12 protein-coding genes are annotated in these 16789 nt (G+C 69.4%); 7 read left to right on the top strand and 5 right to left on the bottom strand.

Annotated features, from left to right (window positions below):
- Positions 1–19 precede the first annotated feature (19 nt).
- The 4 genes from JMV16_RS01655 to JMV16_RS01640 are packed head-to-tail and all read left to right on the top strand — an operon-like array spanning position 20 to position 4841.
- Positions 20–1372 carry a citrate transporter gene (locus tag JMV16_RS01655; RefSeq protein ID WP_201492406.1) on the top strand — a complete coding sequence of 451 codons (1353 nt, stop codon included), beginning with the start codon at positions 20–22 and terminating at the stop codon, positions 1370–1372.
- Between the two features lie 4 nt (positions 1373–1376).
- Complete coding sequence (locus JMV16_RS01650; protein WP_201492405.1) at positions 1377–2369, top strand: 2-hydroxyacid dehydrogenase; 993 nt, start codon at positions 1377–1379, stop codon at positions 2367–2369.
- Between the two features lie 11 nt (positions 2370–2380).
- Positions 2381–3643, top strand: coding sequence for a DNA recombination protein RmuC (locus tag JMV16_RS01645; protein ID WP_201492404.1), 1263 nt, complete (start codon positions 2381–2383; stop codon positions 3641–3643).
- A complete protein-coding gene (locus JMV16_RS01640) occupies positions 3636–4841 on the top strand; it encodes an MFS transporter (protein ID WP_201492403.1) in 1206 nt (401 codons plus the stop codon). Before JMV16_RS01645 ends, JMV16_RS01640 begins: the two co-directional genes overlap by 8 nt.
- 8 nt (positions 4842–4849) lie before the next feature.
- On the opposite strand, the gene JMV16_RS01635 is transcribed toward JMV16_RS01640, so the two are convergent.
- The 5 genes from JMV16_RS01635 to JMV16_RS01615 form a co-directional block, all read right to left on the bottom strand.
- Positions 4850–5509: a glutaredoxin family protein gene (locus JMV16_RS01635; protein WP_236580305.1), complete on the bottom strand. Its 660-nt coding sequence runs from the start codon at positions 5507–5509 to the stop codon at positions 4850–4852.
- Between the two features lie 35 nt (positions 5510–5544).
- Positions 5545–7560, bottom strand: coding sequence for a M3 family metallopeptidase (locus JMV16_RS01630; protein WP_201492402.1), 2016 nt, complete (start codon positions 7558–7560; stop codon positions 5545–5547).
- Positions 7557–8402, bottom strand: coding sequence for a bifunctional methylenetetrahydrofolate dehydrogenase/methenyltetrahydrofolate cyclohydrolase FolD (gene folD, locus JMV16_RS01625; RefSeq protein ID WP_201492401.1), 846 nt, complete (start codon positions 8400–8402; stop codon positions 7557–7559). The genes JMV16_RS01630 and folD overlap by 4 nt, the downstream gene beginning before the upstream one ends.
- 68 nt (positions 8403–8470) lie before the next feature.
- Positions 8471–9097: a response regulator transcription factor gene (locus tag JMV16_RS01620; RefSeq protein WP_201492400.1), complete on the bottom strand. Its 627-nt coding sequence runs from the start codon at positions 9095–9097 to the stop codon at positions 8471–8473.
- Positions 9094–11679, bottom strand: coding sequence for a PAS domain S-box protein (locus tag JMV16_RS01615; protein WP_201492399.1), 2586 nt, complete (start codon positions 11677–11679; stop codon positions 9094–9096). The genes JMV16_RS01620 and JMV16_RS01615 overlap by 4 nt, the downstream gene beginning before the upstream one ends.
- A 133-nt stretch (positions 11680–11812) precedes the next feature.
- Between JMV16_RS01615 and aceE the strand changes: the two genes are divergently transcribed.
- From aceE to JMV16_RS01600, 3 genes are read left to right on the top strand one after another with little or no spacing between them, the layout of a single operon-like run.
- The gene (gene aceE / locus JMV16_RS01610; RefSeq protein ID WP_201492398.1) at positions 11813–14536 is read left to right on the top strand and encodes a pyruvate dehydrogenase (acetyl-transferring), homodimeric type; all 2724 of its coding nucleotides are present in this window, start codon (positions 11813–11815) and stop codon (positions 14534–14536) included.
- 24 nt (positions 14537–14560) lie between these two features.
- Positions 14561–16210 (top strand): dihydrolipoyllysine-residue acetyltransferase, encoded by a 1650-nt coding sequence (gene aceF / locus JMV16_RS01605; protein ID WP_201492397.1) that lies wholly within the window; start codon positions 14561–14563, stop codon positions 16208–16210.
- Complete coding sequence (locus JMV16_RS01600; RefSeq protein WP_201492396.1) at positions 16210–16788, top strand: MFS transporter; 579 nt, start codon at positions 16210–16212, stop codon at positions 16786–16788. The genes aceF and JMV16_RS01600 overlap by 1 nt, the downstream gene beginning before the upstream one ends.
- Position 16789: the final 1 nt, after the last annotated feature.

Genomic DNA, 16789 nt, shown 5'->3' with positions numbered 1-16789 from the left:
TTCTCCCACGGGCCCGACCATGAACAAGACAATTGCCGCTGGCGCCCTGGGCCTGGCGCTGGCCTTTCCCGGTGCCGCGCTGGCAGCCGCCGCCGGCCCGAGCCTCGGGCCGGTGCCGCTGGAGTTCGTCTTCTTCGCCTGCGTGCTGGCCGGCGTGGCGATCTTCCACATCCACACGCTGCGCGTGGCAGTGACGGGCGCCATCGTCATTGCGCTCTACAAGATCCTGTTCTCGCCCTTCAAGACCGGGGCCGGCCTGGCCGGCTTCGCGGGCCACCTGGGCCATGAGTGGGTGGTGCTGGTCAACCTGCTGCTGCTGCTGCTGGGCTTTGCGCTGCTGGCCGACCTGTTCGAGAAGAGCGAGGTGCCGGCGGTGCTGCCGCGCTTTCTGCCCGACGACTGGAAGGGCGGCTTCGTGCTGCTGGTCTGCGTCTTCGTGCTCAGCGGCTTTCTCGACAACATCGCCGCAGCCATGATCGGCGGCGCCGTGGCGCACACGGTGTTCAAGGGTCGCGTCCACATCGGCTATCTGGCGGCGCTGGTGGCGGCCTCCAACGGCGGCGGCGCCGGCAGCGTGGTGGGCGACACCACGACGACGATGATGTGGATCGCCGGCGTGCGGCCGCAAGAGGTGCTCGAGGCCTATATCGGCGCCAGCGTGGCGCTGCTGGTCTTCGGTATTCCGGCCGCGCTCAAGCAGCACGCCTGGCAGCCGATCCAGAAGGACGCCGACGCCGGCGTCCACATCGACTGGGCGCGCGTCGCCATCGTCGTCTTCATCCTGGCGGCGGCCATCGCCGTCAATGTCACCGTCAACCTGCGCTACACCGAGCAGGCCGACGCCTTCCCCTTCCTGGGTGCGGCCGTGTGGCTGGCGTTGCTGGCCTGCGCGCCGCTGCGCGTGCCGAACTGGGGCCTGTTGCCGGGCGCCACCAAGGGTTCGGTCTTCCTGCTCTCGCTGGTGCTGTGCGCCTCGATGATGCCGGTGGAGCATCTGCCGGCGGCTTCGTGGCCCTCGGCCCTGGGCCTGGGCTTCCTGTCGGCCGTGTTCGACAACATCCCGCTCACCGCGTTGGCGCTGCGCCAGGGCGGCTACGACTGGGGCTTCCTGGCCTATGCCGTGGGCTTCGGCGGCTCGATGATCTGGTTTGGCTCGTCGGCCGGCGTGGCGCTGTCGAACATGTACCCCGAGGCGCGTTCGGTCGGCCTCTGGCTGCGCCACGGCTGGCATGTGCCGGTGGCCTATGTGGCGGGCTTCTTCGTCATGCTCGCCACCATCGGCTTCAATCCCGGCACCCAGCTCAAGGGCAGTGCGGCGCCGGTGGCGCCGGCGGTGGCGGCATCAGCAGCAACAGCGGCTTCAGGAGATTAGCAAGATGGCAAGGCAACAGGTTCTGGTGGCACGCGCCGTGTTTCCCGAGGTGGTGGAGCGGCTGCGCGCGCATTTCGATGTCGACGACAACCCGCAGGACAGCATCTTCACCAAGGCCGAGCTGATTGGCCGGCTGCAGGGCAAGGCTGGTGCCTTTACCACCGGCAGCGAGCGCATCGACGCCGAGGTGCTGGCGGCCTGCCCGCAGCTGCGCGTGGTGGCCAATATGGCGGTGGGCTACAACAACTTCGACATCCCGGCCTGCAATGCTGCTGGCGTGCTGGCCACCAACACGCCCGACGTGCTGACCGAGACGACGGCCGATTTCGGCTTCGCGCTGATGATGGCGGCGGCGCGTCGCATGGCCGAGAGCGAGCATTTCCTGCGCCGCGGCGAGTGGAACCGCTGGTCCTTCGACATGTTCACCGGCAGCGACATCCACGGCGCCACACTGGCCATCCTGGGCATGGGCCGCATCGGGCAGGCCATCGCGCGGCGCGGCGCCCTGGGCTTCGGCATGAAGGTGATCTACCACAACCGCAGCCGCCTGGCGGCCGAGCAGGAAGCCGCCGTCGGCGCGCGCTGGGTCGACAAGGCCACGCTGCTGGCCGAGGCCGACCACCTGGTGCTGGTGCTGCCCTACTCGGCCGCCAGCCACCACGCCATCGGTGCGGCCGAGCTGGCGCTGATGAAGCCCGGCGCCACGCTCACCAATGTGGCGCGCGGCGGCATCGTCGACGACGCGGCGCTGGCGCGGGCGCTGCGCGAGCGCCGCATCGCCGCTGCGGCGCTGGATGTCTTCGAGGGCGAGCCCCAGGTCCACCCCGACCTGCTCACCGTGCCCAATGTCGTGCTCACGCCCCACATCGCCAGCGCCACGGTGGCGACGCGGCGCGCGATGGCCGACCTGGCGGCCGACAACCTGATCGCGGCCCTGACTGGCGGCGTGGCGCCCACGCCCATCAACGCCGCCGAGCTGGCCACCCGGCGGGCCTGAACGCCGCCGCCATGCCCGCCTGGATCGTGCCAGCGCTGCTGGCGCTGAACCTGCTGTTGCTGATCTATCTGGCGCTGCGCCGCGATGCCGGCGCTGCCGCGACCACCAGCGCCATCGAGAGGCTTGAGCGCGAACTGCGTGACGAGCTGGGTCGCCAGGGCCAGGGCGCGCGGGCCGATCTGGCTGGCTTCCAGCAGACCCTGCTGGCCCAGGGCGGCGAGGCGGCGCGGGCGCAGTCCGAGCAGCTGCGGCGCCTGTCCGACAGCCACGACCGCCGCCAGGCCGAGATGCGGGCGGCCGTCGAGACGCGGCTGGCGGCGCTGCAGGAAGGCAACGAGAAGAAGCTCGAGCAGATGCGCGCCACCGTCGACGAGAAGCTGCACGCCACGCTCGAGCAGCGCCTGGGCGAGAGCTTTCGCCAGGTGGCCGAGCGGCTGGAGCAGGTCCACCGCGGCTTGGGCGAGATGCAGGCGCTGGCGCGCGACGTCGGCGCGCTCAACCGCGTGCTCACCAATGTCAAGACGCGCGGCGTCTTCGGCGAGGTGCAGCTGGCGGCGCTGCTGGAGCAGGTGTTCACGCCCGGGCAGTACGCTGCCAACGTGGCCACGGTGCCGGGCAGTGCCGAGCGCGTGGAGTTCGCGATCCGCCTGCCGGGCCGCGGCGCCGGGCGCGCCGACGATGCGCCGCTGTGGTTGCCCATCGACGCCAAGTTTCCGCGCGAGGACTACGAGCGCCTGCTCGACGCCAGCGAGCGCGCCGACGCGCCAGCGATGGAGGCCGCGGCCAAGGCCATCGAGACACGGCTGCGGCTGGAGGCGCGCAGCATCCGCGACAAATACCTGGCGCCGCCCCACACCACCGATTTCGGCGTGCTCTTCCTGCCCACCGAGGGCCTGTATGCCGAGGCCCTGCGCCGCCCCGGCCTGGCCGAGGCACTGCAGCGCGAGCACAAGGTGATGCTGGCCGGCCCGACCACGCTGCTGGCCCTGCTCAACAGCCTGCAGATGGGCTTTCGCACGCTGGCGCTGGAGCAGCGCTCGGCCGAGGTCTGGGACGTGCTGGCCGCGGTCAAGACCGAGTTCGGCAAGTTCGGCGAGGTGCTGGCGAAGACGCGCAAGAAGCTCGAGGAGGCCAGCCACAGCATCGACCTGGCCGAGACCCGCACGCGCGCCATGGCGCGCCAGCTGCGCAGTGTCGAGGCCCTGCCCGAGGGCCGCGCGGCCGAGTTGCTGCCGGGGCTGGCCGAAGGCGCAGCCGCCGCGCCGGATGGCTGAGCCGGCGCAAGACGGCCACGCCGCGCGCACGGGCCCGGTGCTTCTGGCCCTGGTGGCCGGCCAGTTGGGCATGCACGCGGCGATGGCCGGGCTGCGCATGGCCGCGCCGCTGCAGACCCTGCGCGAGGGCGCCAGCCCCTGGGCCGTGGGCCTGCTGCTGGCGCTGTTTGCCGCCGCGCCGGTGCTGATCGCGCTGCCCGCCGGCCGCCTGGCCGACCGCCTGGGCTACCACCGGCCGGTCTACCTGGCGGTGGCCTTGAGTGTGGCCGGCGGCCTGCTGGCCATCGCCTCCACCCAGGTTGGCGGTGGCTGGCGCTTCGCGCTGCTGTGCGGGGGCGCCATGGCCACCGGCTCCGGCACCAACATCGGCCTGCTCACCATCCAGCGCTCGGCCGGCCTGGCGGCGCGCGACAACACCGAGCGCGTGCGCATCTTCGCCTGGCTGGGCGTGGCGCCGCCGCTGGCCAATGTCATCGGCCCGGTCAGCGCCGGCTTCGTCATCGACGCCTGGGGCTTTGGTGCCGCCTTCGCGCTGCTGGCCCTGCTGCCGCTGGCCACGCTCGTCTCAGCGCGCTACGTGCCGCGGCTGGCGCCGGCTGCCACCGTTGCGGTGCCGCCGGGCCGTCGCGCCTGGGACTTGCTGCAGGCGCCCGGCATCAAGCGCCTCTTCGTCGTCAACTGGCTGCTCTCGATGTGCTGGGACGTCCACACCTTCGCGGTGCCGGTGCTGGGCCACGAACTGGGCTTCCGTGCCGCCACCATAGGCCTGATCCTGGGCAGCTTCACGCTCTCGGTGACCCTGGTGCGGGCGGCCATCCCGGCGCTGGCGCACCGGCTCAGCGAGGTGCTCGTGCTGCGCGTGGCCATGGCCGCCACCGGCGCCGTGTTCGCCCTCTACCCCTTCGCCACGCTGCCCTGGGTGATGGGCCTGCTGGCGCTGCTGCTGGGCCTGTCGCTGGGCAGCGTGCAGCCCATGGTGATGTCCATGCTGCACCAGCTCACGCCCGAGCACCGCCACGGCGAATCGCTGGCGCTGCGCTCGATGCTGATGAACATGTCGAGCGCGGCAATGCCGTTGCTGTTTGGCGCGGTCGGCACGCTGGTGGGTGCCAGCCTGCTGTTCTGGGCCGTGGGTGCCGCGGTGGTGGGCGGCTCGTGGCTGGCAAGCGGCTTGGCGCCGCCCGAAGAACGGCGCTGAAGCCGGACTTAGAAGCGCAGGCCGACCGGCGTCTCGGGGTCGGGCGCCGGGGCGGCCGCACGCGCCGGCGGTGCAGTGACCGCCGCCGGACGCAGCTGCACCCCGCGTTCGGCAGGGGTGGAGGTGGCTGGTTCGGGCTGTTGCCAGTTGCGCGGCAGGCGCGATTCACGCGGATAGCCGGCAGCATCGAGATAGGCCTGCCACTCGGTATCCGAGAAGCCGCGCACTGGCTGCGAGCCTATGGTGAGCGCCGGCACGGTGCGGCCGCCGGCGACGCGCTCGAGCGCCGCCGCGTCTTCCTCGCTGACGACGCGGCGTTCGGCATAGGGCACGCCGCGCTGCTGCAGCAGGCGCCGGCCGGCATCGCAGGGCTGGCAGTCCTGGGTGCTGTAGAGCACGACCGGGAAGCGCTGCATGGTCTGGCGCAGGTCGGCCGGCAGGCCTTCCTCGGCGGCCGAGGCAGTGCCTAGGCGCCCAAGTGCAGTGACCTTGGCCGCCCCCGAGGTAGGTGGCCGGTCGGTGTAGGTGACGCTGCCGTCGGGTTGCACCACCTTGTATTGCGCCAGCGCCGGCCAGGCCGCGGTGGCGAGCAGCAGGAGGGCCATGGCGCCGCGCAGGCGGCGATGGGTCTGGGGCTGGGCCTTGGCCGGGGCTTGGAGTGTGCGCATGAGGTCGTGCAATCTAGCCGACATCGGCCGCCGGCTCAAGCCAGGCCACGGTGGCGCAGCAGGGCATCGAGCCGCGGTTCGCGCCCGCGGAAGGCGCGGAAGTTCTCCAGCGCTGTGCGGCTGCCGCCGGTCTCGAGCACCTGGCGGCGGAAGCGCTCCCCGGTGGCGGGGTCGAAGACGCCGGCTTCCTCGAAGGCCGCATAGGCGTCGGCCGACAGCACCTCGGCCCAGGCGTAACCGTAGTAACCGGCTGCATAACCGCCGTCGAAGATGTGGGCGAAGGTATTGGGATAGCGCAGAAAGGACGGTGGCGGCACGGGCTGGACGGCAAGCGCCACCTCGTCGGCCAGGGCCTGGACGCGCGCCGCGGCGCCGGCCTCGGCGTGCAGCCGCATGTCGAAGATCGAGAACTCGCATTGGCGCAGCAGCTGCAGCCCACCGTGGAAATGGCGCGCCGCGACCATGCGCTCGAACAGCGCACGCGGCAGCGGCTGGCCGGTCTCGACATGGGCGGTGAGGCGCTGGATCACCTCCCACTCCCAGCAGAAGTTCTCCATGAACTGGCTGGGCAGCTCGATGGCGTCGGCCTCGACGCCCGAGATGCCGGCGAGCGAGCGCTCGTCGACCTGGGTCAGCATGTGGTGCAGACCGTGGCCGAACTCGTGGAAGAGGGTGATGACGTCGTCGTGCGTCAGCAGCGCCGGCTGGCCGCCCACCGGGGGCGCGAAGTTGCACACCAGGTAGGCGATGGGCCGCTGCAGCTGGCCGCAGGGGCGCAGCCAGCGCCCGCGCGCCTCGTCCATCCAGGCGCCAGACTGCTTGCCGCTGCGGGCCTGCAGATCGAGGTAGAAGGCGGCCACGGCCTCGCTGCCGCGCCAGACGCGGAAGAAGCGCACGCTCTCGTGCCAGGCCGGCGCGCTGTCCTCGCGGATGGTGACGCCGAACAGCGTCTCGATCAGGCGGAACAGGCCCTCCAGCACGCGCGGCAGGGTGAAGTACTGGCGCACCTCCTGGCTGCTGAAGGCGTAGCGCGACTGCATCAGGCACTCGGCGGCGTAGGCACGGTCCCAGGCCTGCAGGTCGGGCAGGCCGAGATCTCGCATCGCATAGTCCCGCAACTCGGCCAGTTCGCGCTCGGCGCAGGGGCGGGCCCGGCGGGCCAGGTCCTGGACGAAGCTCAGCACCTCGGCCGGCGTGGCCGCCATCTTGGGCACCAGGGCCAGCTCGGCAAAGCTGGCATGGCCCAGCAGGGCGGCCTCTTCCTGGCGCAGCTCGACCAGCTCGCGCATGAGAGGCGCGTTGTCGCGCTCGGGCGGGCCGAACTCGCTGGCGCGCGTGCCATAGGCGCGGTACATCGCCTCGCGCAGCGGGCGGTGGCGGGCGTACTGCATCACCGGGAAGTAGCAGGGGGCCTGCAACGTGAGGCGGCAGTCGCCGGCGTCGGATGCGGCAGCGGCGCGTGCTGCCTGCCGCACATCGTCGGGAACGCCGGCCAGCTGGGCCTCGGGCACTGTCACCGTCCAGGCGTCGGTGGCGTCGAGCAGGTGGTCGCCGAACTGGCGCGAGAGCGCGCCGCAGCGTTCCTGGATGGCGGCATAGCGCTCGCGCGCCTCACCCTGCAGTTCGGCGCCGCCGAGCACGAAATCGCGCAGCGTGTCGGCCAGCGCCTTGCGCCGCACCGGGCCCAGCTGGCCCGCATGGGCCGCGATTGCCTTGTACTTCGCATAGAGCCGGGTGTCGGAAGCCAGCCGCGTGCCGAAGTCGATCACGCGCGGCTGGTTCTCGGCCTGGGCCGCGCGCAGCTCAGGCGTGTCAGCCACCGATTGCAGGTGGTTGACCGTGCCCCAGGCGGCGTAAAGGCGCTCGACCGCCACGTCCAGCACGGCAGCCAGCGCGTCGTAGTCGGGCGCGACCTGGGGGCCGACGGCGAGTTCCAGTGCCGCGTCGGCTGCGGCCAGCAGTTCGTCGAGCGCCGGGCCCACATGCTCGGGCCGCACCGCGGCGTAGTCGCGCAGCTCGGCCGCCTCGAGCAGCGGGTTGGCGACGCTCATGCCGCCTCCGCGGCCTGCACCGTGTTGACGAGCAGCATCGTGATGGTCATGGGGCCGACGCCGCCGGGCACCGGGGTGATCCAGCCGGCGACCTCGCGCACGGCTTCGAAGTCGACATCGCCGCAAAGTTTGCCGGCCTCGTTGCGGTTGATGCCGACATCGATGACGATGGCTCCCGGCTTGACCATGTCGGCCGTGAGCGTGCCGCGCCGGCCCACCGCGGCCACCACGATGTCGGCCTGGCGCGTGTGCTGGGCCAGGTCGGGCGTGCCGCTGTGGCAGACGGTGACGGTGGCGTGGGCCTGCAGCAGCAGCAGGGCCATCGGCTTGCCGACGGTGTTGCTGCGGCCGATCACGACGGCGTGCTTGCCCTTGAGGGCCACGCCGGTGCTTTCGATCAGCTTCATGCAGCCCCAGGGCGTGGCCGGGCGCAGCCCTGGCAGGCCGGCCATCAGCGCGCCGGCCGAGTGCACCGAGAAGCCGTCGACGTCCTTGGCCGTGGCGATGGTCTCGATCACCTTCTGCGGATCGATGTGCTTGGGCAGCGGCATCTGCACCAGGATGCCGTGAATGCTGGCGTCGGCGTTGAGCAGCTTGATGCGGGCCAGCAGCTCGGCCTCGCCCAGGCTGGCCGGGTAGACCTCCATCACCGAGCGCAGGCCGTGCTCCTCGCAGGCCTTGACCTTGTTGCGCACATAGACGGCGCTGGCCGGGTCGTCGCCGACCAGGATCACCGCCAGGCCGGGCTGGCGGCCACGGGCGGCCAGCCCGGCGGCACGGGTGGCGACTTCGGCGCGGATCAGCTTGGAGAGGGCGACGCCGTCAATGGTCTTTGCGGTCATGGGGAGCGGTCCGGAAATGACAAAGGCCGCATAGCGCGGCCTTGGTTTGGAAGGTGCAGCGGGCAGGCTTACGCCTTGGCAGACTGGGCGCCGAGCGCGATCTTCAGCAGATCGGCTACCGTGTTGGCGTTGAGCTTTTCCATGATGTTGGCGCGGTGCGCCTCCACCGTCTTGATGCTGATGCCCAGGTCGTCGGCGATCTGCTTGTTCAGGCGTCCGGCGACGATGCGCTCGAGCACCTGGGCCTCGCGCGTGGTCAGGCGCGAGAGCAGGGCGTCGCGGCTGGCCTGCTCCTGGTGGTGGCTGAAGGCGTTGCGCGCCTGATCGAGCATGCGCTCCACCAGGCCGAGCAGCTCTTCTTCCTTGAAGGGCTTTTCGATGAAGTCCATCGCGCCCTTCTTCATCGTCGTGACGGCCATCGGCACATCGCCGTGGCCGGTGATGAAGACGATCGGCAGCGGGCTGCGGCGTTCGAGCAGGCGGTCTTGCAGCTCAAGGCCGCTCATGCCGTCCATGCGGATGTCGGCGATGAGGCAGGCCACCTCGCGCGGGTCGAAGCGCGACAGGAAGCTCTCGGACGAGTCGAAGCATTTGACGCGGTAGTCCTTGCCTTCGAGCAGCCACTGCAGGGAATCGCGCACGGCCTCGTCGTCATCGACGACGTAGACGGTGCCTTTCTTGGGAATCAGGCTCATTCGGGGACCGTGGCCTGCTGGCCGCTGGAAGGGGTGGACGATTCGGCCAGGCGACCGAACTCGGACGAGGCCGTTGCGGGGTCGGCGCGCGCCGACAAATCGACCGGCAAGGTGAACGAGAAACGGCAGCCCACGACCTGGCCTGCATTGTAGAGGTTCTGGGCCCGCATCCGGCCTCGGTGCGACTCGATGATGGTGCGGCACAGGCTCAGGCCGATGCCCAGGCCCTCGGCCTTGGTCGAGAAAAAGGCTTCATAGAGGCGCGAGATGACCTCGTCGGCCAGGCCCGGGCCCATGTCGGTGACGCTGAACTCGATCACGCCGCCCTCGTCGGGCGTGTGGCGTGGAATCACGCGCAGCTCGATGTGGCGGCGCGCCGGCGGCAACTGGGCGTTGTCGATGGCCTCGGCGGCGTTCTTGAGCAGGTTGAGCAGCACCTGCTCGATCAGGATGGGGGCGACCAGGATGGGCGGCAGGCGCTGCGCGACATAGGTGTGGATGGCGACGTTGCGCCGCCGCAGCTCGATGCCGGCGAGGTCGACCGCGTCGTCGACGATCTGGCGTGATTGCGTCGCCTGGCGTTGCGGTTCGCTGCGTTTCACGAAGGCGCGGATGCGGCGGATGATCTGGCCGGCGCGGTCGGCCTGGCGCGCCGTCTTGTGCAGCGCGGCGATGAGGTCGTCCTGGCTGATCGAGGCGGCCTTGACGCGCGAGACCATGCCATTGCAGTAGTTGGTGATGGCGGTGAGCGGCTGATTGAGCTCGTGCGCCACCGAACTGGCCATCTCGCCCATGGTCACCAGGCGGCTGGTGACCTGGGCCTTCTCGGCCTGGGCCGCGCTCTGCTCTTCGGCGCGCAGCCGCGCCGTGATGTCGGTGGCGATCAGCATCTGGGCCAGGCGGCCGTCGGTCCATTGCAGGTAGCGCGCACGCACGTCGAACCATTTCTGCAGCGGCTCGACGAAGACCTCGCGCGGGCTGGCGCCGGCCTCGGTGAGCGCCTGCGTCGGCAGGCCCGAGAGCGAATCGATCTCGTCGTCGTCGTCGTTGCTGAAGGGCGTGCCGATGACGCCGCCGGCCATGATCTGGTGGCCGCGCGCATCGCCGCCGAACCACAGGCGGTAGCTGCGGTTGGCGAACAGCAGCTCGCCCTGCTGCACCGAAAGCACCGAGACCGAGGCGTCCAGGCCTTCCAGCACCGTGGTGAAGCGCTCGTGGCTGGCGCTGAGCTGATCCCGGATGCGCTTGGCCTCGGTGATGTTGGTCATGCTCGTCATCCAGCCGGTCTGCTGCCCCTTGGGGTCGATCAGCGGGCTGACGTACATGCGGGCATCGAACTCGGTGCCGTCCTTGCGCATCACGCGCACCTCGATGCCGCCGCTGGGGCTGCGGCCTTGCAGTTCCTGCTGCAGCAGGCGGCTGTTCTCTTCCAGGCGGTCGGGCGGCCAGTAGGGGTAGGGCGGCATGCCGCCAATGAGCTCGGCCGTGGTGTAGCCGGTCATCTGGCAGAAGGCGGCGTTGACATAGCTGACGCGGCCCTCGAGATCCATCGCGCGCATGCCGGTGGGCATGCTGTTCTCCATCGCGCGGCGGAAATTCGTCTCCTGCACCAGCGCGCCCTGGATCTGGCCGCGCCGGCGCATGTGGCGCCAGGTGCCCAGCAGCATCCACAAGGTCAGCACCGACAACGCCACCACCATCCAGAACAAGGTGTTGTTGACCAGGCCGATGCTGGTGCGCCAGCCCTGGCCTCGCAGCAGCAGGCCGTTGAGCGCCGGCGTGAGCGGTGCATCGCTGACGATGGGCGCACGGCGCGACGCGGTGCCGGGCAGGCCCGTGACGGTGGCGGCCAGCACCTTCTGGTGCTCGTCGATCACCGAGAGCATGTGGCGCCGCGCCACATCCGCCGGCACGAAGTGGCGCACCAGGGTGTCGATCGCGTACTCGACGATGATCGCGCCGGTGAAGGTGCCACGCTCGATCAGCGGCATGTGGAGCTGGAAGACCGGGGTGCCGGAAGGGTCGATGAAGCCGCGCGAGTAGGCTGGCGAGCGGCTGTCGCGGGCGGCGCGGAAGGTGGCCTCGGGCTCATTGGCGCGGCCCTCCTGGGGCAGCACCGCCTGCGGCTCGGCGGCGGCTGGCGGGTACAGCGGCGCCCAGTGGATGGCGCGCACGCCGCGCTGGGCGTCGATCCAGGTCATGTGCGTGATCTCGGGCCGCTCGCGCAGGAAGGTGTTGGCCTGGCCCTGGAACTCGTCGGCGTCGATGTCGCGCGAGACGAGGTCGCGGGCGAGGCGAATCAGGGCCTCCTGGTTCTGGATCAGGCGCAGGCCGAGCTGCTGCTGGGTGATCTCGGTATCACGCTTGACCGACTCGGTCTCCCGCTCGATTTCCTCGTTGCGCAGGTACCAGAACGCGGAAATGATGGCGGCCAGAAACAGCAGCACCGACAGCAGCGGGCCCAGGGTGGCGAAGCGGTCCTGCCGTGCCGGCGACTGGCGCCGCCACCACTGCTTGATGAGGCGCTGGGCGGCGGGTACGGGGACGGCGGGTTCGGGGTCCGGGGCGCGCGGAAGGGTCATGGGGCCAATTATCCGGGTGCGCGGATGGGCTCTTCTTTCATTTCATATTATGAAAGTGAAAAGCACTATTTGAAATTTCAAGAAGCTGTGACACACTCGCGCCCGTTCACAAAACACCCCGCAGGAGACAAGCATGTCCGCATTGCCGGAATCCTTCCTTGGCGCAGCCGCCAATGGTTCGCTCACCGACACCGACAGCCAGGAAACGCGTGAATGGCTGGAGGCGCTTTCTGCCGTCATCGGCACCGAAGGCGCAGAGCGCGCGCACTTCCTGCTCGAGAGCCTGCTCGAGCATGCGCGCCAGAACAACATCGACATGCCGTTCTCGGCCAACACGGCGTACACCAACACCATTGATCCCGACGAGGAAGAGCGCAGCCCCGGCAACCGCGCCCTCGAAGGCCGGTTGCGGGCGTACATGCGCTGGAACGCCATGGCCCTGGTGGTCAAGGCCAACCGCCTGCACCCGGCCGACGGCGGTGATCTGGGTGGCCACATCAGCAGCTTCGCCAGCCTGGCGCACATGTTTGCCGCCGGCTTCAACCACTTCTGGCACGCCGAGAGTGAAGGCCATGGCGGCGACCTGCTCTATGTGCAAGGCCATTGCGCCCCCGGCATCTATGCGCGCGCCTTCCTGGAAGGCCGCATTACGGAAGAGCAGATGCTCAACTTCCGGCAAGAGGTCGACGGCAAGGGCCTGAGCAGCTACCCGCACCCCAAGCTGATGCCGGAGTTCTGGCAATTCCCCACCGTCAGCATGGGCCTGGGCCCCCTGATGGCCATCTACCAGGCGCGCTTCCTGAAGTACCTGCACGCACGCGGCATTGCCGACACCGCCAACCGCAAGGTCTGGGTCTTCTGCGGCGACGGCGAGATGGACGAGCCCGAGAGCCTGGGCGCCATCGGCCTGGCGGCGCGCGAGAAGCTCGACAACCTGGTCTTCGTCGTCAACTGCAATCTGCAGCGCCTGGACGGCCCGGTGCGCGGCAACGGCAAGATCATCCAGGAGCTGGAAGGCACCTTCCGCGGCGCGGGCTGGAACGCCCTCAAGCTGATCTGGGGCAGCAACTGGGATCCGCTGCTGGCGCGCGACAAGGACGGCGCGCTGCGCAAGATCATGCTCGACACGCTGGACGGCGACTACCAGGCCTTCAAGGCCAACGACGGCGCCTTCGTGCGCAAGAACTTCTTCGGCCGCGACCCGCGCACGCTGGAGCTCGTCGCCAAGATGAGCGACAAGGAGGTCTGGAACCTGCGCCGCGGCGGCCATGACGCCGCCAAGGTCTACGCCGCCTTCCACCGCGCCAACAACCACGTCGGCCAGCCCACCGTGCTGCTGGTCAAGACGGTCAAGGGCTGGGGCATGGGCAGCGCCGGCGAGGGCAAGAACACCGCCCACCAGGCCAAGAAGCTCAGCGACGAGGACATCAAGTTCTTCCGCGACCGCTTCAACATCCCCATCGCCGACGCCGACCTGCCCAAGATCCCCTTCTACAAGCCGGCCGACGACACGCCGGAAATGAAGTACCTGCACGAGCGCCGCAAGGCCCTGGGCGGCTACCTGCCGGCGCGCCGTGTCAAGGCCGAAGAGAGCTTCACCGTGCCCTCGCTCGAGACCTTCAAGAGCGTGCTCGAGCCCACCGCCGAAGGCCGTGAGATCAGCACCACGCAGGCCTATGTGCGCTTCCTGACCCAACTCCTGCGCGACCAGGCTCTGGGCCCGCGCGTCGTGCCCATCCTGGTGGACGAGGCGCGCACCTTCGGCATGGAAGGCCTGTTCCGCCAGATCGGCATCTACAACCCCGAGGGGCAGAAGTACACGCCGGTGGATAAAGACCAGGTGATGTACTACAAGGAAACGGTCAACGGCCAGATCCTGCAGGAAGGCATCAACGAGGCCGGCGGCATGGCCAGCTGGATCGCGGCAGCGACGTCGTACTCGACGAACAACCGCATCATGGTGCCGTTCTACATCTACTACTCGATGTTCGGCTTCCAGCGCATCGGCGACCTCGCCTGGGCCGCCGGCGACATGCAGGCGCGCGGCTTCTTGCTCGGCGGCACCAGCGGCCGCACCACGCTCAACGGCGAAGGCCTGCAGCACGAAGACGGCCACAGCCACATCCTGGCCGGCACCATCCCCAACTGCATCAGCTACGACCCCAGCTTCGCCCACGAGGTGGCGGTGATCATCCACCATGGCTTGAAGCGCATGGTCGAGAAGCAGGAAAACGTCTACTACTACCTGACCCTGTTGAACGAGAACTACCCGATGCCCGGCCTCAGGCCCGGCACCGAGGAGCAGATCATCAAGGGCATGTATTTGCTGGAAGAAGGCGTGGCCGCCGCCAAGGCGCCGCGCGTCAACCTGCTGGGCAGCGGCACCATCCTGCGCGAGAGCATGGAAGCCAAGAAGCTGCTCGCCGCCGACTGGGGCGTGGCCGCCAACGTCTGGAGCTGCCCCAGCTTCAACGAGCTGGCGCGCGACGGCCTTGACTGCGAACGCTGGAACCTGCTCCACCCCACGGCGGCGGCGCGCGTGCCTTTCGTGACGACGCAGCTGGCCAGCCAGGAAGGCCCGGTGGTGGCTTCCACCGACTACATGAAGAGCTACGCCGAGCAGATCCGCGCCTACATCCCCAAGGGCCGCGCCTACAAGGTGCTGGGCACCGACGGCTTCGGCCGCAGCGATTTCCGCAGCAAGTTGCGCGAGCACTTCGAGATCAACCGCCATTACATCGTGCTGGCCTCGCTGCGCGCGCTGGCCGACGAGGGTGTGCTGCCGGTGTCCAGGGTGGCCGAGGCCATCGCCAAGTACGGCATCGATGCCGACAAGATCAACCCGCTCTACGCATAACGAGAAGAAGAAAGGAGACGCGCCATGGCGTTGGTTGAAGTGAAGGTTCCGGACATCGGCGACTTCAAGGACGTGGAGGTCATCGAGGTGATGGTCAAGCCGGGCGACACGATCACCGCTGACCAGAGCCTGCTGACCGTGGAATCCGACAAGGCCTCGATGGAGATTCCGTCGTCGCATGCCGGTGTCGTCAAGGAGTTGAAGGTCAAGCTCGGCGACAAGGTCAGCGAAGGCACGCTGGTGCTGGTGGTCGAGGCCGCCGGTGGCGCCGCCGGTTCGGTGGCGGCTGCGCCTGCTGCCGCACCCGCACAAGCAGCGGCGGCGCCTGTCGCGGCGGCACCGGCTGCTGCGGCAGCAACGGGTCCCATCGAGGTCGTCGTGCCTGACATCGGCGACTTCGCCGAGGTCGCGGTGATCGAGCTTTTTGTGAAGCCGGGCGACACCGTCAAGGTCGAGCAAAGCCTGATCACGGTGGAGAGCGACAAGGCCTCGATGGAGATTCCGTCCTCCCACGCCGGCGTGGTGGAGCGCCTGCTGGTGAAGGTGGGCGACAAGGTGGCCAAGGGCACGGCCATCGCCGTGCTGCAAGGCGCTGGTGCGCCCGCTGCAACTGCGGCACCCGCGGCGCCTGCGCCGGCCACCGCCTCGGCTGCCGCGGCAGCAGCCCCGGCCGCTGCGCCGGCAGCCGCCACCGTGGCAGCACTGCCCGCCCACCAACCCGGCACGCCCACTGCCGCGCTGCCGCACGCCTCGCCCTCGATACGCCGCCTGGCACGCGAACTGGGCGTGCCGCTGGCCGAGGTCAAGGGCTCGGGCCCCAAGGGCCGCATCACCCAGGTCGACGTGCAGGGCTTCGTCAAGGGCGTGATGGCCGGTGACGTGCAGACCGCGGCGCAGAAGGCCAAGGCACCCGCTGCCGCCGCCGCGGCGGGCGGCAGCTTCCCGGGCCTGCTGCCCTGGCCGCAGGTCGACTTCGCCAAGTTCGGCCCCATCGAGCGCAAGGATCTCAGCCGTATCCAGAAGATCAGCGGCGCCAACCTGCACCGCAATTGGGTGGTGATCCCGCACGTCACCAACCACGACGATGCCGACATCACCGAGTTGGAAGCCTTCCGCGTCCAGCTCAACAAGGAAAACGAGAAGTCGGGCATCAAGGTCACGATGCTCGCCTTCCTGATCAAGGCCAGCGTCGCGGCGCTGAAGAAGTTCCCGCAGTTCAATGCCAGCCTGGATGGCGAGCAGCTGGTGCTGAAGAACTACTTCCACATCGGCTTCGCCGCCGACACGCCCAACGGCCTGGTGGTGCCGGTGATCAAGGACGCCGACAAGAAGGGCGTGCTGCAGATCAGCAGCGAGATGAACGAGCTGGCCAAGAAGGCGCGCGACGGCAAGCTGGGCCCGGCCGACATGAGCGGCGGCTGCTTCAGCATCAGCAGCCTGGGCGGCATCGGCGGGCGTTACTTCACGCCCATCATCAACGCGCCCGAGGTGTCGATCCTCGGCGTGTGCAAGAGCAGCACCGAGCCGCGCTGGGACGGCAAGGCCTTCGTGCCGCGCCTGATCCTGCCGCTGAGCCTGAGCTGGGACCACCGCGTCATCGACGGCGCGGCGGCGGCACGCTTCAACGCCTACCTGGGCGGCATCCTGGCCGATTTCCGCCGCGTCCTGCTCTGATGAGCACCGTGGTGGTCGCCCGCAAGGGCGGCACGCTGGCCATCGCCTCGGACAGCCTCGTCAGCTTCGGCGAGACGCGGCTGCCCCCGGGCTACGAGGCCAACGACAAGATGTTCGAGGTGGCCGGCTCGGTGGTCGGCGCCGTGGGCAGCACCGCGCACATGCCGGTGCTGCGCCAGGCGCTCACCGCGCTGGCGCCCGAGGAGCGCAGGCTCGACACGCGCGACGGCCTCTTCGAGACCTTCGTGCGCCTGCACCCGCGGCTCAAGGACCACTTCTTCCTCAACACCAAGGAACAGGATTCCGACCCCTACGAGAGCAGCCAGTTCTCGATCCTGATCGCCAATGTGCATGGCATCTGGGGCGTCGAGTCCTACCGCGAGGTGTTCGAGTTCGAGCGCTTCTGGGCCATTGGCTCGGGGCGGCGCTTTGCGCTCGGCGCCATGCACGCCGCCTACGACCGCGCCCGCAGTGCGCGCGAGGTGGCCGAAGCCGGCGTGGCGGCCGGTTGCGAATTCGACACCAGTTCGGCCGGCCCCGTCCGGCTCCATACCTTCAAGCTCAAGCAGAAAGGCTGAC

This window comes from Rubrivivax sp. A210 (assembly GCF_904426505.1).
In the GTDB taxonomy this organism is placed as follows: Bacteria; Pseudomonadota; Gammaproteobacteria; order Burkholderiales; family Burkholderiaceae_C; genus Rubrivivax.
The sequence above is the reverse complement of the archived record's forward strand: the minus strand, read 5'-3'. Positions and strand labels throughout refer to the sequence as shown.